This window comes from Micromonospora sp. DT53, assembly GCF_049841535.1.
Lineage (GTDB): Bacteria > Actinomycetota > Actinomycetes > Mycobacteriales > Micromonosporaceae > Micromonospora.
Window position 1 is genome coordinate 365875 of the sequence record NZ_JBNCKM010000005.1, and the last position, 21538, is coordinate 387412.

General features: G+C 70.1%; 22 protein-coding genes. 15 read left to right on the plus strand and 7 right to left on the minus strand.

From position 1 onward, the window contains the following. Positions 1-34 precede the first annotated feature (34 nt). Positions 35-1021 (plus strand): aldo/keto reductase, encoded by a 987-nt coding sequence (locus ACLQ3B_RS18645; protein ID WP_425781997.1) that lies wholly within the window; start codon positions 35-37, stop codon positions 1019-1021. A 24-nt stretch (positions 1022-1045) separates the two neighbouring features. On the opposite strand, the gene ACLQ3B_RS18650 is transcribed toward ACLQ3B_RS18645, so the two are convergent. Next, positions 1046-1561, minus strand: a complete 516-nt coding sequence (locus tag ACLQ3B_RS18650) for a GNAT family N-acetyltransferase (RefSeq protein ID WP_425781998.1) — start codon at positions 1559-1561, stop codon at positions 1046-1048. A gap of 178 nt (positions 1562-1739) precedes the next feature. Here ACLQ3B_RS18650 and ACLQ3B_RS18655 point away from each other — a divergent pair, with 178 nt between their 5' ends. Genes ACLQ3B_RS18655 through ACLQ3B_RS18665 form a run of 3 tightly spaced genes read left to right on the plus strand, consistent with a single transcriptional unit; the run spans position 1740 to position 3796 of the window. Beyond that, positions 1740-1901 (plus strand): hypothetical protein, encoded by a 162-nt coding sequence (locus tag ACLQ3B_RS18655; protein WP_425781999.1) that lies wholly within the window; start codon positions 1740-1742, stop codon positions 1899-1901. Positions 1902-1928: 27 nt separating this feature from the next. After that, positions 1929-2942 (plus strand): ATP-binding cassette domain-containing protein, encoded by a 1014-nt coding sequence (locus ACLQ3B_RS18660; RefSeq protein WP_425782000.1) that lies wholly within the window; start codon positions 1929-1931, stop codon positions 2940-2942. Beyond that, on the plus strand, positions 2939-3796 hold the full coding sequence (locus ACLQ3B_RS18665; protein ID WP_425782001.1) for an ABC transporter permease: 858 nt from the start codon (positions 2939-2941) through the stop codon (positions 3794-3796). The genes ACLQ3B_RS18660 and ACLQ3B_RS18665 overlap by 4 nt, the downstream gene beginning before the upstream one ends. 85 nt (positions 3797-3881) lie before the next feature. Here the strand turns inward: ACLQ3B_RS18665 and ACLQ3B_RS18670 are convergent, their stop codons facing one another. Continuing rightward, the gene (locus ACLQ3B_RS18670) at positions 3882-7247 is read right to left on the minus strand and encodes an ATP-binding protein (RefSeq protein WP_425782002.1); all 3366 of its coding nucleotides are present in this window, start codon (positions 7245-7247) and stop codon (positions 3882-3884) included. A 103-nt stretch (positions 7248-7350) separates the two neighbouring features. Between ACLQ3B_RS18670 and ACLQ3B_RS18675 the strand changes: the two genes are divergently transcribed. The 6 genes from ACLQ3B_RS18675 (at position 7351) to ACLQ3B_RS18700 (ending at position 11559) form a co-directional block, all read left to right on the plus strand. Beyond that, the gene (locus ACLQ3B_RS18675) at positions 7351-7890 is read left to right on the plus strand and encodes a PadR family transcriptional regulator (RefSeq protein ID WP_425782003.1); all 540 of its coding nucleotides are present in this window, start codon (positions 7351-7353) and stop codon (positions 7888-7890) included. Beyond that, positions 7887-8603 carry an ABC transporter ATP-binding protein gene (locus ACLQ3B_RS18680; protein ID WP_425782004.1) on the plus strand — a complete coding sequence of 239 codons (717 nt, stop codon included), beginning with the start codon at positions 7887-7889 and terminating at the stop codon, positions 8601-8603. The genes ACLQ3B_RS18675 and ACLQ3B_RS18680 overlap by 4 nt, the downstream gene beginning before the upstream one ends. A 1-nt stretch (position 8604) precedes the next feature. Then, entirely contained in the window at positions 8605-10374 is a 1770-nt protein-coding gene (locus tag ACLQ3B_RS18685) for an FtsX-like permease family protein (protein WP_425782005.1), read from the plus strand. A 48-nt stretch (positions 10375-10422) separates the two neighbouring features. Continuing rightward, positions 10423-10875, plus strand: coding sequence for a helix-turn-helix domain-containing protein (locus tag ACLQ3B_RS18690; RefSeq protein ID WP_425782006.1), 453 nt, complete (start codon positions 10423-10425; stop codon positions 10873-10875). Further along, a complete protein-coding gene (locus ACLQ3B_RS18695) occupies positions 10868-11236 on the plus strand; it encodes a DUF4180 domain-containing protein (RefSeq protein ID WP_425782007.1) in 369 nt (122 codons plus the stop codon). Before ACLQ3B_RS18690 ends, ACLQ3B_RS18695 begins: the two co-directional genes overlap by 8 nt. Positions 11237-11337: 101 nt before the next feature. Continuing rightward, the gene (locus ACLQ3B_RS18700) at positions 11338-11559 is read left to right on the plus strand and encodes a hypothetical protein (RefSeq protein WP_167362310.1); all 222 of its coding nucleotides are present in this window, start codon (positions 11338-11340) and stop codon (positions 11557-11559) included. A gap of 65 nt (positions 11560-11624) precedes the next feature. Here the strand turns inward: ACLQ3B_RS18700 and ACLQ3B_RS18705 are convergent, their stop codons facing one another. Beyond that, entirely contained in the window at positions 11625-12530 is a 906-nt protein-coding gene (locus ACLQ3B_RS18705; RefSeq protein ID WP_425782008.1) for a hypothetical protein, read from the minus strand. A gap of 205 nt (positions 12531-12735) precedes the next feature. Here ACLQ3B_RS18705 and ACLQ3B_RS18710 point away from each other — a divergent pair, with 205 nt between their 5' ends. Continuing rightward, a complete protein-coding gene (locus ACLQ3B_RS18710; protein ID WP_425782009.1) occupies positions 12736-13620 on the plus strand; it encodes a fibronectin type III domain-containing protein in 885 nt (294 codons plus the stop codon). A 76-nt stretch (positions 13621-13696) separates the two neighbouring features. Beyond that, a complete protein-coding gene (locus tag ACLQ3B_RS18715; protein WP_425782010.1) occupies positions 13697-15172 on the plus strand; it encodes a hypothetical protein in 1476 nt (491 codons plus the stop codon). A 448-nt stretch (positions 15173-15620) separates the two neighbouring features. On the opposite strand, the gene ACLQ3B_RS18720 is transcribed toward ACLQ3B_RS18715, so the two are convergent. The 4 genes from ACLQ3B_RS18720 to ACLQ3B_RS18735 form a co-directional block, all read right to left on the minus strand. Further along, complete coding sequence (locus ACLQ3B_RS18720; RefSeq protein ID WP_425782011.1) at positions 15621-15917, minus strand: DUF6082 family protein; 297 nt, start codon at positions 15915-15917, stop codon at positions 15621-15623. Positions 15918-15950: 33 nt separating this feature from the next. Further along, positions 15951-16565, minus strand: a complete 615-nt coding sequence (locus tag ACLQ3B_RS18725; RefSeq protein ID WP_425782012.1) for a DUF6879 family protein — start codon at positions 16563-16565, stop codon at positions 15951-15953. Beyond that, positions 16558-16833, minus strand: coding sequence for a hypothetical protein (locus ACLQ3B_RS18730; RefSeq protein WP_240639223.1), 276 nt, complete (start codon positions 16831-16833; stop codon positions 16558-16560). Before ACLQ3B_RS18730 ends, ACLQ3B_RS18725 begins: the two co-directional genes overlap by 8 nt. A 249-nt stretch (positions 16834-17082) precedes the next feature. Beyond that, a complete protein-coding gene (locus ACLQ3B_RS18735; RefSeq protein WP_425782013.1) occupies positions 17083-18189 on the minus strand; it encodes an FAD-binding oxidoreductase in 1107 nt (368 codons plus the stop codon). 219 nt (positions 18190-18408) lie between these two features. Between ACLQ3B_RS18735 and ACLQ3B_RS18740 the strand changes: the two genes are divergently transcribed. The 3 genes from ACLQ3B_RS18740 (at position 18409) to ACLQ3B_RS18750 (ending at position 21429) form a co-directional block, all read left to right on the plus strand. Then, positions 18409-18927: a flavoprotein gene (locus tag ACLQ3B_RS18740; RefSeq protein WP_425782014.1), complete on the plus strand. Its 519-nt coding sequence runs from the start codon at positions 18409-18411 to the stop codon at positions 18925-18927. 217 nt (positions 18928-19144) lie between these two features. Beyond that, positions 19145-20509 (plus strand): helix-turn-helix domain-containing protein, encoded by a 1365-nt coding sequence (locus ACLQ3B_RS18745; protein ID WP_425782015.1) that lies wholly within the window; start codon positions 19145-19147, stop codon positions 20507-20509. Continuing rightward, a complete protein-coding gene (locus ACLQ3B_RS18750) occupies positions 20506-21429 on the plus strand; it encodes an aminoglycoside phosphotransferase family protein (RefSeq protein ID WP_425782016.1) in 924 nt (307 codons plus the stop codon). The genes ACLQ3B_RS18745 and ACLQ3B_RS18750 overlap by 4 nt, the downstream gene beginning before the upstream one ends. Positions 21430-21538 lie beyond the last annotated feature (109 nt).

Here is a 21538-nt window from a genome sequence, read left to right on the forward strand (position 1 = left end):
CGCCCACCGGTAGGGCGCACGAGAGGAGATCCCCATGCGGTACCGCACGATCGGCGCCGACCCGGCGACCCGGCGCGAGGTAAGCGTGCTCAGCCTCGGCGCGATGCTCTTCGGCAGCGCCACCGACGAGGCCACCTCGTACGCGATCCTCGACCGGTACGTCGAGGCCGGCGGCACGTTCATCGACACGTCGGACAACTATGCGTTCTGGATGGACGACGGGCAGGGCGGGCAGAGTGAGGAGCTGCTCGGTCGCTGGCGGCGCAGCCGGGGCGTCGGCGCCGAGATCGTCATCGCCACGAAGTTGGGCGCGCGACCGTTGGCCCCGGGCACCGGCTACCTGGACAACGCCGAGGGCCTCTCCGCCAAGGTAATCCGCGAGTCGGCGGAGCGCAGCCGCGACCGGCTCGGTGTGGAGCGACTGGACCTGCTCTACGCGCACATCGAGGACCGGACCGTGCCGCTCCAGGAGACCGTGGAGGGCTTCGCCGAGCTGGTCGCCGAGGGCACTGTGGGTCTGCTGGGCGCCAGCAACCACCGGGCCTGGCGGGTGGAGCGGGCCCGCGCGTTGGCCGCCGCCGCCGGCCTGCCGGGCTACGAGGTGCTCCAGCACCACCGCAGCTACCTGCCGAACCGCACCGACCTGGTCAGCGAACTGGACCCGGACGGCGAGCCGGGCGGCGTCAGCGGTGACCTGCTCAGCTACCTGCGTGCCGAGCCCGAGCTGACCCTGGTCGCGTACTCACCGCTGCTCAAGGGGGCGTTCACCCGGGCGGACAAGCCGCTCAGCTCGGCGTACGACCTGCCGAGCGCGCCCCGGCGACTGGAGGCGCTGCGGGAGGTGGCCGGGCAGAGCGGCGCGACTGTCAACCAGGTGGTGCTCGCCTGGTTGCTGGGCGGCGAACTGCCGTCCATTCCGCTGGTGGGCGCGTCCTCGGTGGCGCAACTGGAGGAGAGCCTGGCAGCAGTCGACCTGGAGCTGACCGCCGAGCAGCGGCACCGCCTCGACACCACCTGGTGACCCGACCTGACCGCCCCGCCGACCTCAGCTTTCGGTCGGTGGGGCGGTCAGGTCGAGCTGCCAGTCGTTGGCCCGCATCATCTGCCCCGGCGGGTATTCGAAACCGGTCTCACCGAGCAGCGTGAAGCCCGCCTTGCGACAGACCGCGTTGGAGGCGGGATTGTCGACCGAGGGGTAGGCGTGGGCGTAGCGCCGGTCCCGTCGGGCGCGGGCGACGTCCAGCACCGCGCGCACCGCCGCCGTGGCCAGCCCTCTTCCCCGGTACGCGGGCAGCACCGCCCAGCCCAGCTCGTACACCTGTCGCTCACGCCACTCGCGGGCCCAGTAGCCGACGCTGCCCGCCCGTGCCCCGTCCGGCAGCACCAGCGTGAACATGCAGCCCTGCTCGGTGCCGGAGAAGTGCACGTACCGGTCGTGGCGGGCGAGCACCTGCTCGTCGGTCTCCGGGCCGCCGGTGTGCCTGCGGGTGTCCGGTGAGTTGAGCTGCCGCAGCAGGTCGAGGTCGTCCTCGTGCCACGGCTCGATGCGTACCTGTGCCATTCCACTCCTCTGTTCGTCGACCCCAGTCAAGCCGATCCCACCGACATTCCGCCCCGAAACCGCGCCCGCTAGATCGGATCTAGCGGGCGCGTGTCGTCACCTCGCGCCTTCCTGGTGGAAGGGGGGTGGGCATGACACGGTCGACCAACTCCGCACCGTATTCACCGCACTGCACGCCGTGACGGTGCGCGACGTCGTCGGGATCGACCTGCTCGCCGGCGAGCCGACCGCCCAGTGCACGGACGAGCTGCGCCGCGACGTCGGCGTTCTGCTCGATCAACTGCGCTGGTGGGGCCTGGCACTACGCGACGGCCGGGCGGCTCGACCCTACGTCTCCTGACCACGTCCAACACGAAAGGCAAGGATCATGAGTAGACGCACCACCGGTCTGGCCATCGAGGCCGAGGGGCTCACCCGTTCGTTCGGGGACACCCGGGCGCTGGCCGGCATCGACCTGCGGGTGCCCGCCGGCACCGTCTACGGCCTGCTCGGCCCGAACGGCGCGGGCAAGACCACAGCGGTCCGGGTGCTCGCCACGCTGCTGCGACCCGACGGTGGGTCGGCCCGGGTCTTCGGGCACGACGTGGTCACCGAGGCCGACAAGGTCCGGTCCCGGGTCAGCCTCACCGGCCAGTACGCATCGGTCGACGAGGACCTGACCGGTACGGAGAACCTGGTGCTCCTCGCCCGCCTGCTCGGCCTGCGCAAGCCGGCCGCCCGGGAGCGCGCGGCGGCGCTGCTTGCCGCGTTCGGTCTGACCGATGCGAGCGACCGCCAGGTGAAGAAGTACTCGGGCGGGATGCGGCGACGCATCGACATCGCCGCCAGCATCCTGAACACCCCGGATCTGCTCTTCCTCGACGAGCCGACGACAGGTCTCGACCCGCGGAGCCGCAACCAGGTGTGGGAGATCGTCCGGGCCGTGGTGTCGCACGGCACGACGGTGCTGCTGACCACCCAGTACCTCGACGAGGCCGACCAGCTCGCCGGGCGGATCGCGGTCGTCGACCACGGCCGGGTGATCGCGGAGGGCACGCCGGGAGAGTTGAAGTCGTCGATCGGCTCCGGCACCGTCCACCTGCGACTGCGCGACCCCGCTCAGCGGCCCGAGGCGGAGCGGTTACTCCGGGAGGCGCTCGGCGTGCCTGTGCAACTCGCCGCCGATCCGGTGGCGTTGACCGCTCGCGTCGGTGAGGCCGGCACCGACCTCGACGCCAGCGCCCAGGCCGCTCGCGTGCTCAACGACCTGGCCCGCGCCGGCATCGCCGTCGACAACTTCTCCCTCGGCCAGCCGAGCCTGGACGAGGTCTTCCTGGCCCTGACCGACCACCCCGCCGTGCCGACCGACGAGCGCGACGACGAGCTGGAGGCAGCCCGATGAGCGACACCACGACCACCACTACCGAGCGGGCGCCCTCCGTCTACGTCCCGTCCGCCGAGGCGCTGGCGACAGTGCTCGCGCCCGGTGCCCGACCGCCCCGGCCGAGCGCGCTGGGCGCGTCGATCACCTTCGGCTGGCGGGCCATGCTGAAGATCAAGCACGTGCCGGAGCAGCTCTTCGACGTGACCGCGTTCCCGATCATCATGGTGCTGATGTTCACGTACCTGTTCGGTGGCGCCCTCGCCGGCAGCCCGCGCGAATACCTGCAGTTCTTCCTGCCCGGCATCATGGTGACAAGCGTCGTCATGATCACCATGTACACCGGTGTCGGCCTCAACACCGACATCGAGAAGGGCATCTTCGACAGGTTCCGGACGCTGCCCGTCTGGCGTCCGGCCGCCCTGGTCGGCATGATCTTCGGCGACGTGTTGCGCTACATCCTCGCCGCCGTGGTGATCCTGGGCCTCGGGCTGGTGCTCGGGTTCCGCCCCGAAGGCGGCGTGGTCGGTGTTGCCGCCGGGATCGGGCTGCTCGTGATCTTCTCGTTCGCGTTCTCCTGGGTGTGGACGTTCTTCGGGCTGATCCTGCGCAGCGAGAAGTCGGTGATGGGGGTCAGCATGATGGTGCTGTTCCCGCTGACGTTCCTCAGCAACGTCTTCGTCGATCCGAGCACCATGCCCGGCTGGCTCCAGGCGTTCGTGAAGGTCAACCCGGTGACGCAGCTGGTGGCCGCGATCCGGGGCGCGATGAGCGGCGATTCGGACCCGTCGGCCACGATGTGGCTGCTGCTGTGGAGCGCCGGCTTCGTACTCGTCTTCGGCACCCTGACCATGTACAAGTACAACCGCCGTTAACCCCTGACCTCGCCCCCGCGATCTTGCACTTTCGGTCGGGACAGCAAGTGCAAGATCGCGGAGGGCTGGGTGTGCGGCGCGGGGCTTAGAGCTGCCAGGGCGGGGGCTTGGACGGCAGGTAGCGGCAGGTGGCGCCGGTGGAGACGGAGTCGCGCAGGTGGCTCGCCAGGGCCGGGTGCCGGTCGTCGAGCTTGCGGAGCGTGTCGCGGATTCGCGCGGTCACCGTCTTGCGGGCCCGCTCGGCCTCGTCGCCGAGGCGGCGGCTCCGGCCGGCAAGGCCCGCCGCGGCACGCAACTCGTCGAGCAACGCGCCCCGCTCGACGTCCAGCGTGGACACCTTCTGGTCGTCGTCGCGAGCGGCGGCCCGGTCGATCTCCTCGTCGAGGCGGGCCAGGTGCCGCCGGTAACGGGCCTTCGCCTCGTCGTCGAGGACCGGGTCGGCCCCCATCCGGCGGGCGGCGACCAACTCCGCCCCGGCGGCCGGGTCGAGCAGTTCCACCGCCGGAACGTCGCTGCCCGGGCGGCCGAGCAGCAGGTGCAGGTCGTGCAGGCCCTTGGCGTCGGGCAGGTGCACCACCACACCGTCGTACGCGAGCTGCCAGACCGGCCCGTCGCGCCGAAACTCGTACCCCTCGATCGCAGGCGCGACCGGCGCGGCCCGGCCGGGCGCGACAACCCGGCCCGACCCGACACCCTGGCCCGACCGGACGGTCTGGCCCGATGCGCGAACCTGGCCCGACCCGACGGCCTGGCCCCACCCAACGACCTGGCCCGACCTGGCGACCCGGATCGAGTCGGCGGCCCGGTCTGGGCGGTCGGCGTCGTCGGCCGTCGGGGCGGTGAGCCGGTGGAGCACCTGCGTCATGCCGAGAGCTGTCGCATCCTGGATGGTCGCGCAGCGCAGCGCGGTCAGCGTCGCGGCGTCGCCCGGGTGGCCTCGGCCGGCGAGGGCGTTGACCAGGCCGGTGCGGGCGAGCAGCGACCAGGGTCGGGAGCCCATCCGGTCGGCGGAGTCCCGGGCGGCGGTGAAGCCGGCGATGGCGTCGTCCCAGCGTTCCTGGGCGGCGTCGATCAGCGCCAGCCAGTGGTCGACGGGACCGCTGATGTCGCAGCCGAACAGCCCTACCGTCCACTCTCCACGGTGTGGGGCGAGCGCGGCACGCGCGGTGTCGCAGCGCTGCGGGTCGGCGGACGCGGCCGCGGCCTGCGCGCGGAGCCGTAGCCAGAGTGGTGACACCGGGCGCGGGTACCGGGTGGCCGCGGCCTCGATGCCGGCGGTCAGCCGGACCGCCGTCTCGCCGTCGCCACGCTCGGCCGCGGTGATCGCCCGCAGCAGCTCCCGGTAGGGGTAGTCGGTCGGGGCCAGCCCGTCCACGAGAGTGGCGGCCTCGGCGATCCGGCCCTGGAGCAGCAGCCGGGACCAGCGCAGGTGGTGGCCCATGAACCCGAACTCGGCGTGGTTCGGGTCGGTGTCGTCGCTGAGGACGGAGAACCGCTCGTCGGCACTGGTGAAGTCCCCCCGGAACGCCGCGATGATCCCGCTGTCGACGGCGGCGGCCATCCGGTGCCGGGCGAAGCCGCCGTGCTGTTCGGCGTCGACGAAGGTGGTGAACTCCTCGGCGAAGCGCGGGTCGCCCAACTCCAGCAGGGCCACCCAGCGCAGCGAGGTGGCCCACAGCTCGGTCTCCCGGTCGCCCGTCCGGCGGGCCACGTCCCTGATCTCGGCAGTGAGCGCGGCCCGGGTCGCGGCGGTGCCGAGCCCCCAGGTCGTGTCGTGGCGGGCCCACAGGCTGAAGGTGAGCGCCTCGTCGTCCTGCCCTCGACGGGCGATCGTCTCGCTGGCGGTGATCAGGTCGGCGACCAGGGCGCCGACCGTCGCGGTGGCGTCCGGCTCGCCGATCAACCGGCGGTACGCCTCGCGCACCAACTCGGCTGCCTCGATCGACTGGGCGGTCTCCACCTGGCGGGAGCGGTTCACGGTGAGCGCGACACGGGCCAGCAGCACCGGGTCGTCGAGCGAACGGGCCAGCCGGGCGGCCTCGGTCAGCAGTCGCGTGACCTCTTTTCGGTCGGCGTGGTGATAGTGCGACTCGGCGAACTCGACGAGGATCCGCACTCGTTGTGTCAGGTCTTCGACGACCTCGAGGGCTCGGCGAAAGTGCACCGACGCCTCGTCGCCGGCCAACCGGGCGAACGCGTCCCGCCCGGCGGCGACCAGCAGCGTGGCCACCCGGGCCCGGTCGAGCGCGGGGCCGGCGAGGTAGGCGTGCCGGGCGAGGTCGGCCGGGATCAGCCGATCGGTGAGCTCCCGTAGGTCGTCGACCGCCCGGACGACAGCGCCGTGCCGGGCCCGCCGGTCGTCGTCGGCCAGCCCGTCGTAGAGGGTTTCGCGAACCAGGTCGTGGGCGAAGGCGAAACGGCCACCGCCCCGGGCGACCACCAGTCGGGCGGTCACCGCCCGGTCGAGCAGCCGATCGATCTGCGCCGCCGGGGCCGCCGCGCAGGCCGCCAGGACCTGACGGTGGAACTCACGACCCAGCACGGCGGCGACCGTCAGCGCCTCGACCACGGCCGCGGGCAGTTGGGCCAGGCGCCGGCGCACCGCCTCCCGTACGCCGGGCGCGATCGCGTCGACCGCGTCGTCGGCGTGCCACAGCCGCGCGGTCTGCTCGACGAAGAACGGGTTGCCGCCGGTGCGCCGGTGCACCTCGTCGACCATGCCAGCCTCGGGCTCCCGGCCGGCGGTCCGGGCCATCAGTGCGGCCACCTCGTCGCGGGAGAAACCGGTGAGGGTGATCGTGGTGGCCTTCGCGACAAGCGGCATCAGCAGCGGGCGCAGCGGATGCTCCCCCGACTCGACCTCGGCGTCCCGATAGGTGCCGACCAGCAGGAGCCGCTCGAACCAGGTGTGCTGCGCGGCGAAGCTCAGCAACCGCAGCGAGGCCGGGTCGGCCCAGTGCAGGTCGTCGAGGACGACCACGACCGGCCGGTGCTGGGAGACCGCGACCAGCGCGGCGGTCACCGCGTCGTACAGGGCGAACGCCTCCTGGTCGGCGGCGTCCGGGCCCGGGTCGACACCGGCCCAGCTGACGAGGCGACCGGCCTGCTCGCCGCCGGCACCGGACTGGCCGAGCAGCGCGACGAGGGCCGGCTCCGCCGATTGGCGCGCCACCGCCCAGTCGTCGGTGGAGCGCCGCAGGGCACGCAGCACCTGCACCCACGGCCAGTAGCCGGGGGCGCTGTCGGAATCCCAGCAGGCGGCGCCGAGCACCAGCGCGCCTCGCTGCCGGGCCTCCCGGGCCGTCGACGTGACGAGAGTCGTCTTGCCGATGCCCGGCTCGCCGGTGACCAGGACGAGACCGCCGTGGCTGCTGGTGGCGCGCTCCAACTCGGCGCGCAGCAGGCCTGCGGGGTGAGCCCTCCCGATGATGGCGTCGTCGAGCGCGTCCATGGTCCCCAGACCGTACTGGAACCGTCCGACGGTGTACGTCGAGATTTGACACTGCCATAGCTAGCGGTTATCTATTAGCGGTCTATTCGAGGGGTGTGCCGGGGTGCAGGACGTGGTGCTGGCGATGCTGGCCAAGGAGCCGGCGCACGGGTACGAGTTACGCGGCCGGATGCGGAACGCGCTCGGCCCGCTCGGCGAGGCGATGAACGCGGGGCAGGTCTACGTGACGCTGGCCCGGTTGACGAAGGCCGGTCTGGTGACCTCGGAGCGGGCCGACGGCCTGCCGGACCGGCCCGACCGACGGGTCTACGCGTTGACCCCGGCCGGGCAGGAACGTGTCGCCGGCTGGTTGACCGAGGTGAGCTGGCCGAAGCCGGACCTCACGGAGTTTCACCTCAAGCTGGTGGCCGCCGCGGCTGCCCGGTTGGCCGATCCGGTGGCGTTGGTGGACGCGCAACGGCGTGAGGTGCTGCGCCGTCTGCGCGACGCGCAACGCGCGGCGTTGGAGCGGTCGGTGGATCCGGTTGCCGGGTTGCTGTTGGAGGGCGTCGTGTTGCGGCTGCGGGCTGATCTGGAGTGGCTGGAGGCGTGCGAGCGCATGTGGTCCGAGCGTGGTCGAGCGGGACGGAAGGCGGAGGCGTGACCGGGTCGATGGCCGTGCGGACGCGTGGGCTGAGCAGGTGGTACGGCTGGGACAGTGCGTTGGTACGCGCGGTCGACGAGGTCGACCTGGACGTGCCTGCCGGCCAGACGTTGGCGATCATGGGGCCGAGTGGTTGCGGCAAGTCCACCCTGCTGCACCTGCTGGGCGGGCTGCAACGCCCCACCGACGGCGAGGTGTGGTTGGCCGACCGCCGGATCGACACGATGAGCGAGCGCGCCCTCGCCCGGCTCCGGCGCGACACCATCGGTCTGGTCTTCCAGTCCTTCCACCTCATGGACGAACTCACCGCTGTGGAGAACGTCGAGATGGCCGCCCTGCTGGCCGGGTGGTCGCCGGGTCGCGCTCGGCGGCGCGCCCTGCACCTGCTCGACCAGGTCGGGCTGGGCGACCGCGCCACACATCTGCCCTCGGCCCTGTCCGGCGGCCAGCGCCAACGCGTCGCCATCGCCCGCGCGTTGAGCAACGAACCGCAGGTCGTCCTCGCCGACGAGCCGACCGGCAATCTGGACAGCGCCGCCACCCTGGAGGTGCTGCGGCTGTTCGAGGAGTTGCGCACCACCGGGCAGACCCTCGTGGTGGTCACGCACGACGCCCGCATCGCGGCGGTCGCCGACCGGGTGATCTCCATGCGGGACGGGGCCTTCGCCGACGACAGCCTCCTCAGCGACACCGTCCACGGCGGGGTGCGCTGACGTGCCTGGCCGTCTGCTGCTGATCTGGCGACTGCTGATCCGAGGGCTGCGTCGGCACCGGACCGAGAACGTGTTGCTGCTGGTCGCGATCACCGCCGCGACCGCGACGCTGACCCTCGGCCTCACCCTCAACGAACTCGTCACCCGCCCGTACGAGCGGACCAGGGTCGCCACAGCGGGCCCGGACCTGGTGGTGGAGCCGGGCTTCCCCGGGCCGCAGGCGCTGGACGCGCTCGCCCCGCTGACGACCATGGCCGGCGTCACCGACCACAGCGGGCCGTACCCGCTGGCCTTCCTGGCGTTGACCGCCCGCGACACCACCGTCCGGGTCGTCGTCGAGGGCCGCGACGGCACGCCGGCTGCCGTCGACCGACCGGCGGTGACCGATGGCACCTGGGTACGCCCCGGCGGAGTGGTCGTCGAGCGCACCTTCGCCGACGCCCTCGGCATACACGTCGGCGACATGGTCAGCGTCGACGGCCACCCGCTGCACGTGGTCGGGTTCGCGGTCACCGCCGCCAGGCCGGTGTACCCGCAGGTCCGGTGGCACCTGCCCGGCTCGAACCTGGTCGACAAGGGCGGCCTGGTCTGGGTCGATCACCGTGACATCGCCACCCTCGCCGGGAAACAGCGGCTGTCGTACACCTTGAACCTCACGCTTGTCGACCGAGAAGCCGGCGCCAGGGTCGTGGACCCGTCGGGCAGCGATCTCCGCTACCGCGGTTGGATCTTTCGGTCGGCGCGCGACATCGCCGAGAGCAGCGGTCGACAGAACAGTCAGGCGGAGACAGCCCTGGTCGTCGGCAGTTGGTTGCTGACCGGCCTCGCGGTGGTCGGCGTCGCCGGCATCGTCGCGGGCCGGGTCATCGCCCGGCGCCGCCGGGTGGGGCTGCTCAAGGCCGTCGGCGCCGGGCCCGCCGTGATAGCCGCCGTCCACCTGGCCGAGTACCTCGTGATCGGGCTGGCCGCTGCCGGGGCCGGCCTGGCCATCGGTTGGTTCACCGCGCCTCTGCTGTTCCGTCCCAGCGCCGGATTCGTCGGCTCCGTCGGCATGAACCCGCCGCTACGCGTGGTGGTCACCGCCACCGTGTTCGCCCTCGCTATCGCCGTCGCGGCGACCCTGGGGCCGGTGCTGCGCGCCGCCGCCACCAGCACCGTCCAGGCGTTGGCCGACGCCCCCACGCCACCACGTCGCCGCCGGTGGACGATCTGGCTGTCGCGCCGGCTGCCCACCGCCCTGCTGATCGGGGTGCGTATCAACGCGCGCCGGCCACACCGCGCCCGGCTCGTCACGGTGAACACCCTGATCAGCACGGCCGCGCTCGCCGCCGTCCTCACGATCCTGGCGCAGGACGACGATCCACTGAATCTGGGCTACTCCGAACTCCCCGACCCCCGCAACGAGCGAACCCTCCAGGCCATGCTCATCGTCGCCGGCGTGGCCTGCTTCCTGGCGCTGCTCAACACGATCGTGAGCACCTGGACCGCGGTCCTCGACACCCGGCACCCGCTGGCGGTCGCCCGCGCGCTCGGCGCGACCCCCGCGCAGGCCGGCCTGGGCCTCGCCGTGGCACAGCTCCTTCCCGCCGTACCCGGCGTCGCAGCCGGGATCCCCTTCGGCATCGGGTTGTACCTCTTCTTCGACGGGGAGCGATACCCGCCCGCGTCCTGGACGGTCACCGCGGCATGCGGACTCCTGTTCGCGGTCGCCGCGGTCACCGCCATCCCCGCGCTGGTCGCCGCACGCCGCCCGGTCGCGGAAGCCCTCTGATCTTCCATCAGTCCCTAAACATCCCTTGTATGGGTAGGATAGGGAGCGATGACGGAAGAAATGTACTCAGTTGAGCAGGTGGCCGACAGGCTCAACCTGCATGTGCGCACGGTGCGCGGCTACATCCGCTCGGGCCGGCTGCGCGCGGTGCGGATCGGCAAGCAGTACCGGATCGCCGCCACCGATCTCGACGCGCTGACCGGCCAGGCCCCAGCCGCGCCCAGCGCCGCCAGGCAGGCGGAGGTGTCGAGCATCGTCCAGATCGACGGCGTCGACAGGGCCGCCGCCGACCGGCTCGGCACGCTCGTGCTCACCAGCGCCAACACCGGCCACGACCAGGCCAACCCGCTGCGGGTGCAGGCCGTGTACGACGAGCAACGCCACCGCCTGAAGATCATCATCCTGGGTGACCCGGCCGCCACCGCCGAGTTGTTTCACCTGCTCGACGCCGTGCTCAACGCCGACAACGGCCTGCTCGACCGGGAGGTTCACGATGTCTGACGAGATCCAGGAACGCGCTGGGGTGCCGGTGCTGGTCTGCGACCCGGCGGGGCCGTCGGTGGCCACCGAGCAGGACGCGCTGGACCTGATCGGGGCGGCGTTCCTCGGCGCCCAGGTGGTCGCCGTGCCGGCCAACCGGCTCGACGAACGCTTCTTCTCGTTGGGCACTCGCTTCGCCGGCGACGTGATGCAGAAGTTCGTCAACTACCGGGTGCGACTGGCCATCGTCGGCGACATCTCGGCGCAGCTCGCGGAGAGTGCCGCGTTGCGCGCACTCGTGCACGAGTCGAACCAGGGCGGGCAGATCTGGTTCGTCCCCGACCTCGACGCGCTCGACAACCGCCTACGCGCCGCCCGGTAGCCGCCTCACCGCTCGGGCACTACCGCTCTGCTCGCTCCCCCGGGCACTGGAGCTGAGGAGGGCTCAGGACTAGCCGCACAGTGACCGGGTACGCGCGATCCATGGGTAGCCACAAGCAGAACAAACACGACAGCGGCGGCGAGTCGGCGCGAGGCCGGCGGCATTCGGGCAGCGGCGCTCCGGGCCGCCAGGGCTCGACCGTGGAGCACTCGCCCGACCAACGGCACCGCCGTACCGCGACCGGCCCGGCCGGCACCGAACGCGACCTGGGCCGGGCCAAGGTCTCGGGCGACGGGCGGATCCAGCGCCAAGGCGGCTCCTGAGCCGAGCATTCAGCCGGTGCAGCGGCTCGCACGTTCGCAGGGCTGCCGCACCGGCTGAGCGGTTTCTACGGCGTGGCGCAGATGGCGTACGCCGTGTCGGACCAGTTCCCGGCGAACGCGTCCTCCTCGTACGCGCCGGACGCGGCGGACGTGGGGGCGGTCGCGGGGCCGCCGTTGGGGCGGAAGTCGTCGACGATGCCCTCACCGGTGACCCCGTTCAGCTCGTAGCCGGCGCCGGTCAGCACCTTCCCGACCGGGCACGTCGCCGTGACGCTGCGGAAGTCGAGGGAGTTGCTGGCCCCCAGGGCCGAGGTGCGCACCAGGCCCGCGAGCGGGTTGGCGCAGATCGCGTACGCGGTCGCGGACCAGTTCAGGGCCGTGGCGTCCGACTCGTACGCGCCGACGGTGACCGCGGTCGGTGCCGTGGCGACGCCACCGTTGGGGCGGAAGTCGTCGACGACGCCTTCACCGGTGAGCCCGTTCAGCTCGTAGCCGGTGCCGGTCAGCACCTTCCCCACCGGGCAGGTCGCCGTGACGCTGCGGAAGTCGACCGAGTTGCTGACGCTGGCCGTGGAGACCCGGACCAGACCGGGCACCGGGTTGGCGCAGATCGCGTACGCCGTCACCGACCAGTTCCCCGCGAACGCCTCGGTCTCGTAGGCGCCGACGGTGACCGCTGTCGGTGCCGTGGCGACGCCGCCGTTGGGGCGCAGGTCGTCGACGATGCCTTCGCCGGTGACGCCGTTGAGTTCGTAGCCGGTGCCGGTGAGCACCTTTCCGGCCGGGCAGGTCGCCGTGACACTGTGGAAGTCGGCCGAGTTGTTGACGCTTGTCGCGGCTACCCGCACCAGACCGGGGACCGCGGCGGACGCCGGGCTCGCCGGGACGAGCACCGCTCCGGTCGCGACAAGACCGAGCACGAGTACGGACGCTCGGGCGCCGAGCCGCCGACTTTTGTTCTGAGTACGCATGTGTTTCTCCCGTCTGAGGCCGGACGGGGCGGCAGGTGCGACGCCGACGTCGGGCCGTTCGTGATGACGGGTTCACGCTAGGTAGCCAGCCGACCAGGCATTATCTCCAAGCCGACTACGTCGCGTAACGGACTGGACCTGCCTTCAGTGCCTCTGGCCTGACGGACGATGCGCAGCCATCGATGCTTGTGCATACCATTCGGCTATGCCCGCTCGTCGCGTCGCCGCCACCATCGCCCTCGCCGCGCTGGCGAGCCTGCTCGCCGTCAACGCCGCCCGCGCCGACGGGCCGGCGATCAGCACCCCAGGCACCCCGACGGTGGTGAGCAACGAACCGCATCAGCTCACGCTCAGCTGGGCACCCTCCGCCTGGGTCGAGCCCGGCGCGGAGCAGCCGATCAACTACGAGGTGCAGGTGCCGCTGGGCCCGAACACGTACCGCTTCCTCGGCTCCACCACCGACACCACGATCACGCTGACCGACCTCGCACCCGGCACGACGTACCGAATCGCGGTTGCCGCCCGCGCGCTCGGCGGCTACTCCGACACCTCGCCCACCACCACAGTGCGCACCACGGCAGGTCGCGCGACGCTCAGCTACCTCAACCTGGACTGGTCCCCCACGAACAACCAGATCCAGCACCTCCTGAAGGTCACCAACACCGGCACCGCGCCGCTTGACCTGAGCACGGTGCGGGTGCGCTACCACCTGCGCTTCGAGGGCGCCAACACCTCACTGGTGCCGAACTGCGACTGGGCCGCGCTGGGTTGTGACCGGATCCGGCAGACCGTGCAGTTCTTCATCCCGCCGGGCGGGCCGCCCGGCGCGATGACGACGCCAGCGCCGCCGGGTTACCCGATCCCGGGAACGCCGGTCCCCGGCTGGGTGGAGCTGACCTTCACCGACGGCACGCTCGCTCCCGGCCAGTCGACCGGGCCGATCCAGCTACGCCATCACCGGCACAGTTGGAGCAACATCGACGAACGCGACGACCCGAGCTGGACCGCCGCCACCGGCCGGTGGACCGAGAACGACCGGATCACGCTGGACGTCGACGAGGTACGCGAATTTGGCGACACCAACAGTTGACGTACCAACGGCACCGCCTCCTCTGACCGTCGAACGCCTCAACCCCTGGCTTGACCCGTCACCTTACGATCCGCTCATGCGGCGCGAGGAGATAGACGGAGTTGCTGTCATCCAACGCAATGTGCCTGGCACCCTGGCCGCGTCGCTGACATTTAGCTGCGGTGCGCGCGACGAAGAGATCGACTCCATCGGCCTGACCCATCTCGTCCAGCACCTGGTGGGCTGGACCGAGGATCACATCGCGGAGAATCACCAGGACAACAGTTGGATGAACGACACGTCATTCCTCGCAGGTGGCCCACCTGATCAGGTCGTGCGGCATTTCGCAACCATCTGCTCGGCTATCAGTAATCTTCCGCCGGAGGATCTGTCCGACGCCGTCGCGGGCCTCGACGCGGACAGCCGATACGTCTCGAACATCGAAGAGGGTCTGCGCGACCCGTGGGGAGCGCTGCTGTCGAGGCGTTTCGGGCCAAGCGGACACGGCCTGTCGCGCTGGCCCGCGGTGGACTACAAGCTCTTCACGGCGGACGAGGTCCGACGGTATGTCGAGAGGTTCTTCACCAGCGGCAACGCGGTCCTCACCGTGACGGGTGAACCGCCTGAGGCGATGCGACTCCCGCTGCCCACTGGCCCGCGAGTCACTCGCGGCCCGTCACTCGCCAACCACCAGATGGGGCCGATCTGGTACGCCGACGAGGTCCATGGTGTCGCGCTGATCATCAGTGTCGAACCCAGCGTGGAAGCGGTCTTCCTGATGTGGGCTCTGCGGTCGCGAGTCGCTGCGGCGGTACACCGGGCCGGGGTGTGCATCGGTGCCGAGTTCATGTGCGAAGTCGTCGACAGTACGCGGCACGAACTCGGCCTGAGGATCTCGCCAGATTTTGGCAGGAAGGGCAAGAATTTTGACGCCGCCGTCGCGGCGGAGCTGCTCTGGGCCGAGCTGCAACGGTTTGTCGCTGACGGAATCGATCGCGTGGAGATCGCTGACCTGATGCCAACGCAGGACGAGGACTTCACAGGCGACGTTGAATGGGAAGATGCGATCCGTAGCCTTGAATACTTGACACACAGGGAGTTGCTCGGCACGGCGGAGATCTACTGCTCGGAATCGCCCATCGAGCTGGCTGGAATCACTCCGGAATCGGCGCGGGACGTCGTATCGGGTTGGCTCGCATCCGCCATGATCGTTGTGCCGTACCTGTCGAAACCGAACCTTCCTGGCGCCACCGACGATTCCTGCCCGACCACTCGCTTCGTACCGGCAGGCGAGGTGGTCAGGCCGCCGTTCTCGAAGCGGTTTCGCAACAAGGGCTCGCTGGTCATCGGCATCGACGCAATTTCCACTGTGGATGGCGACGGAAACGTGCACACCGTCCCGCTGTCCCAGGCACTCGTGGTCGAGCGGTTTGGCGTCGTCCAGCTCGCCCACCTCGGCCATGGTTGCGTCACCACGATCTCGGACTTCGCTGACGCCGCCGACAAGCTCCGGTCCGTTCTGCCGCCGCGGCGTTTCCGCCAGGCCGTCAGGCAGCTCAGTTCCCGCTTGTAGCCGAACGTCGAGGATCATGATCGGTGGGCGTACGCGGGTCGGCCGGAGTCCGTCCGGTAGGCAAGCCATCAGCGCGTACGCCGTCACCGACCAGTTCCCCGTGAACGCCTCGGTCTCGTAGGCGCCGACGGTGACCGCTGTCGGTGCCGTGGCGACGCCGCCGTTGGGGCGCAGGTCGTCGACGATGCCTTCGCCGGTGACGCCGTTGAGCTCGTAGCCGGTGCCGCGACGAGACCGAGCACGAGTACTGACGCTCGGGCTTGATTCTTGGTACGCATATTTATCTCCCGCCTGAGCCCCGAGCGGCGGCTGTCATGACGCCGACTCCAGGGCCATTCCTGATGACGTTTTGACGGTGCGTAGTTGCCTGACCAGGCATTATCCGCAAACCGACTACGTCGTGTCACGGAGCAATGGTGCACGATCCGGTCCAGATATTGGTCGGCGGCTATCGAATTCCGCTCCTCGGCCCTAGCATCCGGACTGCCTTGGCCTCCCGGGACTGCAGCACCAACGACGACACGACGCCGATGAGCGCCAGGGCCGCGAGGATCGCCGACGCGGCACCGTACGTCTCACCGACGTTGCCCAACAGCGGCCAGTCGTACCCTGGACGCCTTCCGATCCAGAGCAGCACGGCGGGCGAGAACAGGACGGCCGCAAGCATGGCCAGGACGGCAACGAGCAGCATCGTTGGCGTAGCGGATCGACGGGCCAGATCGGAGACCATCCGGAGTCGGGGCACAGTGCCTCCACGCTCGCTGGTGGAGGCAGGCTACTACAGGTGGGGCACCCCTGGGCTTGTCCCGAAGACCTCTCGGCGGAAGAAGGATTCGAAGGGCTCGGCCCGGTCAAGCAGCGTCAGGACCTGGCTTCGACAGCCTTGCACGACCGCCGGTTCGACCGATTTCTCCGCACCGATCGGCGTGCCTGAGCTGTCGTACAAGACCTCGTAGACGGCCTGACGGCCCACCACCATCAGCTCAGGGATCGGACCGGCCGCCGCCTCGAACTCGGTCACCGATTGGGCATCCAGCACACTGATCCGCTCGCCCGCTTCCGCCCGGTGGCGAAGGAAATGCAGCTCCCAGACCAGGTAGGGCGTCAGTGGCAACTCAACGATCCGCAGGCGCCGGAGCCCGGAACCGAGCTGGTCAAGGTACTCGAAGAACGCCACCAGCTCCGGATTCGGCTCGGCAGCGATCTGAAGAGCGTCCTCCCAACGACCGTCGGCGTACGCCTCCCAGCTCGGGCTGCCTGGCTCGCGGAAGGTCTGGATCCGCTCGGTCTTGAGGATGGGGCCGTTGGTCGACTCGACCGTCGCGTAAAAGTCGGCGTCGTACTCGGCGAGGCTGAGCCGCTGGCGGCTGCCCGATTCCAGCAGGTCACGCATCCGGGATGTCCGGCTTGGCCGCCACGAGCATGCTTCGCGGAATGACGACTACCCGTTCGTCGGCGCCCACACTGACGCCATCGGGCAACCGCGCGGCGAGGACGTCGGTCAGGTCGCGACCGATGACTGCGACATCGCCGTTGGACAGCTCCCAGACGTCGGGGCAGGTGGTGGTCCCCCCGCTCTCACCTAGCTCCGCGGCGGACTTACCGAGTCTCCGAGAGAAACTGGCGGTGCGATCTGCTTCCCAACGTCCGGCCATGTTCATCTCCCACCTTCGTGGACTGGCGGTCAGGCTAACAAGGCCAGGGCCAAGGCCCGGACCGAAATGCTGGTGTTTTCGGATAGGGGCAAGTGGATCTGTCCGGATGCCAGGACCGCCGCTCAACGACGATTCGCGTCCGGACGACCTTGCCCTGACGAGCGATATGACTGGGAGTCATATTGATGACTCACAGTCATATCGCTCTTTGGGTGGGACCAATCCCGGCCGATTCCACCGCTGCGTGGAGAGCCGTCAGCGGGTGAAGCTGCTGGGCAGGTGGATGCGGCCTGCGGAATTGCTGCGCGCGAGCAGTCGTGCCCGCGCGTCAACCAGCATCGCCGGTGGGCCGCAGAGGTAGATGTCCTGGCCGGGCTGGTGGTGTTCGAGGGCGATGGTCAGGGCGTCGCCCCGCTCGGCCGGCTCCGCGCAGGGGTCGTTGGACAACGCCGGCACGATGGTCAGCCAGTCGTGGGCGCATTGCAGCTTGTCGAGGGCGGTCGCGTCGTACAGGTCGGTGAAGGTGCGCGCGCCGACGATAAGCGTCACCCGTCGGCCGTTCGGTGCGGTGGCGACCTGCTCGACCAGGGCGCGCAGCGGCGCCAGGCCGGTGCCACCGGCGACGAGGAGCAGATCGCTCGTGCTCGCCGGGTCGAGGCTCAGGCCGGTGTCGCGCGGTGGGCCGAGCCAGAGCAGTTCGTCGGGGCGTACCTCATGGACCAGGCGGTGGGAGACGGTGCCGGCGGGTACGGCGCGGACGTGCAGCTCGACGGTGCCGTCCGCGCGTGGGGCGTTGGCCAGGGACAGCCAGCGCCAGTGGCCGGGCAGGCGCGGCGTGCAGACCGGTACGGCCTGACCTGGCTGGAAGGGCAGTCGCCGCCAGGGACGTACCGTCAGGGTGGCGATGTCGGGCGATGGCCGGTCATGGCCGATGACCTGGACGTGCCACCAGGCCGGGCCGTTTTCGGCCTGCGCGGCGGCGCGGCAGAGGGCGCGGGTGGCGCGGCACAGGGCGCGCTCGGCGGCGAGGGTGTGCCGCGGAGTCCACAGTGGGCGCGTGTGGCGGGCAACCGTGGCGAGCAGCGCGTCGCCGATGGTGGTGGCGTGCGGGAGCAGGTCGAAATGACGGTACGCGCGGCCGAGCACCAGGAGCAGCGCCGCCCGGCTCGCCGGAGCGTCGCCGCCGACGAGGAGGCGGCCCAGCGCGGTGAAGAAGAGCGGCGCGTCGCGGTGTGGGAGCAGCCCGGGTCGGCGGTCTTCGACTGTGCACCAGAAGTCACCGGCAGCTCGCGCGTCGACCGCCTCCCAGGCGGCGGCCAGGCTCACGCGGGCCGGGTGGTCGTCGTCGATCACGGTGGGCATGCCGGCTCCAAGTCGTTGACACGTGGGCTGGCACCGGGGCGGGCGGGAGGAGCTGCGCCGTTGAGGGCCAGCGCAGCTCCGGGACAAGGCACCCGCCCCGGGCCATGCGTTGACTGTGGCGGCTGACCAGGTACAACGGGATGTCACGGTGATCATTAGCGGCATGCGCGATCGGTATGCGGTCGACGTCGCGGCTGTCGAATCGGGCAGACTGCGGGCATGACGGAACGCCCGGTGCTGTATCTGGTCGTCTGCGCCGCGGGTCCGGCGGAACACATCGACGAGCTGGTCGACCTCCTGATCGCCGACGGGTGGCGGGTGTGCATGATCGTCAGCCCGACCGCCGCGCCGTGGCTCGACCGTCAGGCGTTACAGGACAAGACCGGCTATCTGGTACGCGTGGAGTGGCGGATGCCCGGCGACCCCGAGCCGCACCCGCCCGCTGATGTGGTGGTGGCCGCGCCTGTCACGTTCAACACGGTGACGAAATGGGCGTTGGGCATCAACGACACGCTGGCGCTCGGCGTCCTCAACGAGTCGCTGGGCGCGGGGCTGCCGATCATTGCGTTTCCGCACGTCAAGGACGAGCTGGCCGCCCATCCGGCTTATGCCGGTCACCTGGCGGTGCTACGCGCTGCCGGCGTGGTCGTGGCCGACGGGAAGCCGCTGAACTCGGTGAACGGGCCGGGGCGTTGGAGCGTGGTCGTCGAGGCGCTGCGGGCGGCGCGCCCGTCCTGAGTAGTTGTCGTCCGTTCGCTTGGCCGGTGGCCCTTTGACGATATGCGTCGGGCGTATACCGACCCTCCACGCAGCGTGTTCAATGGATAGGCTCGATGAGGCGAGACGGACGGAGCCGCCGGTGACACACGCGAACTGCCCTCGGTGCGGCGGACGGCTGGCCCGGGACAACGACAGCGGACGGTGTACGCCGTGCCAGGCCGCCGAGCGAGACCGGTTGAGCGCGCCGCCGGTGGTGCCGGCGAGCTTCTGGGAGCACGAGCCGGTGCGACAGGCTCTCGCCGAGCGGCATCTGGGGCGGGTGATCAGGGCGTACCGCTGCCATCCGTATCACGGGCGGGTCGCCTTGCCGCAAACCGTGGTTGCGGGGTGGTTGGGGATCACGCAGGCACAGCTGAGTCGGGTGGAGAACGGCCCGCCGCTGGTGCACCTGGACCGGCTGGCGCACTGGGCACAGCTCCTCGGGATACCCGCTTCCTGCCTATGGTTCGCCCTGCCCGGGCAGCCTCACCGGTCGGTGGACAAAGCCGAGAGCGGCCGCACCTCAACCGACCCACAGGGTGCTGAGGCGAACGAGGGTCGGCGGGCCTTGCTGGCCGGTATCGCCGCCGTCGCTGCGGGAGCAGGTCTGCTCGGCGGCAGCGAGCTGGTCCAGCCTCGGCGAATCGGCACGGCGGATATCGCTCGACTGAACGCAGTGCTGGAGCTTTATCGGTCGGTGGACCGCGAGAGTGGGGGCGGCCTGCTGTATCGAGAGGTGGCGCGGTTCGCGGAGTCGGTTTACCGGATGCTTGATTGGTCGCACCCGGCCGGGCTCACTTCGCCCCTCATCGCGGCGGTGGCGACAGCACGACAACTGGCTGGCTGGACCGCACTCGACGCGGGCAGACACGGCGACGCGCAACGGCACTTCGTCGCCGGAGAGCGCGCGGCGCTGACTGCCGGAAACGCGCCGCTGGTCGCAATGATTCGATACGCACAGGCCAAGCAGCTTCAGCACCTTCGGCACAACCGGGATGCCGTCACCACACTGCAACTCACGCACGCGCAGTTGGGATCGCACGCAACCCCGGCGGCCAAGGCCCTGCTCTGGGGCGCGGAGGCAGCCTCCATCGCGGCACTCGGCGACCACGAGACTGCCGTGAGGACCCTCGGGAAGGCGAGTGACCAGTTCGAGCGCATCAACCAGGGTCGAGAGCCGGCCTGGATGGGCTTCTACGACCGCGGTGAGCTGTTCGCTCAGTACGGGCGCGTATATCGAGACATGGCACGGCGAGACCGCAGGCACGCATCCGAGGCTGTGCGCTGGGGCAGGGATTCCATCGCGGCATTCGGCGCCGCGAACGTGCGAAGCACCGTGCTCAACGAGGTCGGACTGTGCAGCGCGCTGTTCTTGGCCGATGAACCTGAGCAGGCGCTCGCCGTGGGTGCGCGGGTGTTGACGCAGGCCCGGACGATGAGCTCCAAGCGAGTGGTTGATCGGGTGGTCAATCTACGTCGTGATCTCACTCAGCATCGAGCGCTTTCTGATGTGGCCGCCTTCGAGCGTTCCCTCAGGGCAGAGGCTGCGCTGGGCGCATGAGCGGACGGTTCTCCGAGGCGGCGATGACAGCGGCAATGCGGGGCATCGCCAGCGCCCTGGGAGTCCCGGCCGACGACGCCCAGTTGCTGCGACTGACCAACAACGCCGTCTTCGCGTTGCCCCGGGCCGGAATCGTCATCCGGATCGCGCGAACTCATCAACTTCAGGACCGGGTGAGGAAGGTAGTACAACTCGCGCGCTGGTTCGCGAAGATCGACGCGCCGACGATCCGTCTGGCGCGGGACGTCGAGCAGCCAATCGAAGTCGGGGATCTCGTCGCTTCGGTGTGGCAATACGTCCCGCCGCAACCACCTACCCTGACGGTCGAGGACCTTGGCACGGTGCTTCGCGAATTTCATGCACTCGGCGCGCCATCCTTTCCGCTGCCCATCTGGGACCCAGTTGGCGACGCACGGAGACGGCTGGCCGACGCTGACGGGCTCAGCAAGCCCGACCGGGACTTCCTGGTCGACTGGTGTGACCGCCTGGAGCCGCACGTCACGACCCTCATCGATCGCGGCACACAAACGTTGATCCACGGGGACGCCCACGCAGGCAATCTGCTCAGAGAGACTTTTGGTCGGATTGTCCTATGCGACTTCGATGCCACGTGCATCGGCCCCTGGCAGGTTGATCTAGCAGCGGTTGCGGTAGGCGAGGCAAGGTTCGGAGGATCAGGGCGGCACCGCTCGTTGGCCACCGCCTATGGCTTCGACGTCACCTCGGATCCGTTATGGCCCCTTCTCCGGCAAGCACGGGAGTTGAAGATGGTCGCAGCCGCCGTACCGCTCCTGACGACCTCGGCGGCCGTGGCTGCGGAATTCGCCAATCGCCTCAACTCGCTGCAAGAGGACAGCCATGCCAACCCCTGGCGGCCATTCGCCGACCTGGTCGGGCCTCAGCCCGATCGGAAATCCTAGAAGTGGCTGCCGCTAGCGCCAGAGCGAGGGTGAAAGCGCGGCTCGACCTCGGTGTACGAGATGCTGACGTCATCGCCGTGTCCGTCGATGTCAGGCCCAACTGGTACTA

Coding starts and splice junctions, on each gene's coding strand:
- ACLQ3B_RS18645 (WP_425781997.1), top strand. CDS start 35: ATGCGGTACCGCACGATCGGCGCCGACCCGGCGACCCGGCGCGAGGTA.
- ACLQ3B_RS18650 (WP_425781998.1), bottom strand. CDS start 1,561: ATGGCACAGGTACGCATCGAGCCGTGGCACGAGGACGACCTCGACCTG.
- ACLQ3B_RS18660 (WP_425782000.1), top strand. CDS start 1,929: ATGAGTAGACGCACCACCGGTCTGGCCATCGAGGCCGAGGGGCTCACC.
- ACLQ3B_RS18665 (WP_425782001.1), top strand. CDS start 2,939: ATGAGCGACACCACGACCACCACTACCGAGCGGGCGCCCTCCGTCTAC.
- ACLQ3B_RS18670 (WP_425782002.1), bottom strand. CDS start 7,247: ATGGACGCGCTCGACGACGCCATCATCGGGAGGGCTCACCCCGCAGGC.
- ACLQ3B_RS18690 (WP_425782006.1), top strand. CDS start 10,423: ATGACGGAAGAAATGTACTCAGTTGAGCAGGTGGCCGACAGGCTCAAC.
- ACLQ3B_RS18695 (WP_425782007.1), top strand. CDS start 10,868: ATGTCTGACGAGATCCAGGAACGCGCTGGGGTGCCGGTGCTGGTCTGC.
- ACLQ3B_RS18700 (WP_167362310.1), top strand. CDS start 11,338: ATGGGTAGCCACAAGCAGAACAAACACGACAGCGGCGGCGAGTCGGCG.
- ACLQ3B_RS18705 (WP_425782008.1), bottom strand. CDS start 12,530: ATGCGTACTCAGAACAAAAGTCGGCGGCTCGGCGCCCGAGCGTCCGTA.
- ACLQ3B_RS18710 (WP_425782009.1), top strand. CDS start 12,736: ATGCCCGCTCGTCGCGTCGCCGCCACCATCGCCCTCGCCGCGCTGGCG.
- ACLQ3B_RS18715 (WP_425782010.1), top strand. CDS start 13,697: ATGCGGCGCGAGGAGATAGACGGAGTTGCTGTCATCCAACGCAATGTG.
- ACLQ3B_RS18725 (WP_425782012.1), bottom strand. CDS start 16,565: ATGCGTGACCTGCTGGAATCGGGCAGCCGCCAGCGGCTCAGCCTCGCC.
- ACLQ3B_RS18730 (WP_240639223.1), bottom strand. CDS start 16,833: ATGAACATGGCCGGACGTTGGGAAGCAGATCGCACCGCCAGTTTCTCT.
- ACLQ3B_RS18735 (WP_425782013.1), bottom strand. CDS start 18,189: ATGCCCACCGTGATCGACGACGACCACCCGGCCCGCGTGAGCCTGGCC.
- ACLQ3B_RS18740 (WP_425782014.1), top strand. CDS start 18,409: ATGACGGAACGCCCGGTGCTGTATCTGGTCGTCTGCGCCGCGGGTCCG.
- ACLQ3B_RS18750 (WP_425782016.1), top strand. CDS start 20,506: ATGAGCGGACGGTTCTCCGAGGCGGCGATGACAGCGGCAATGCGGGGC.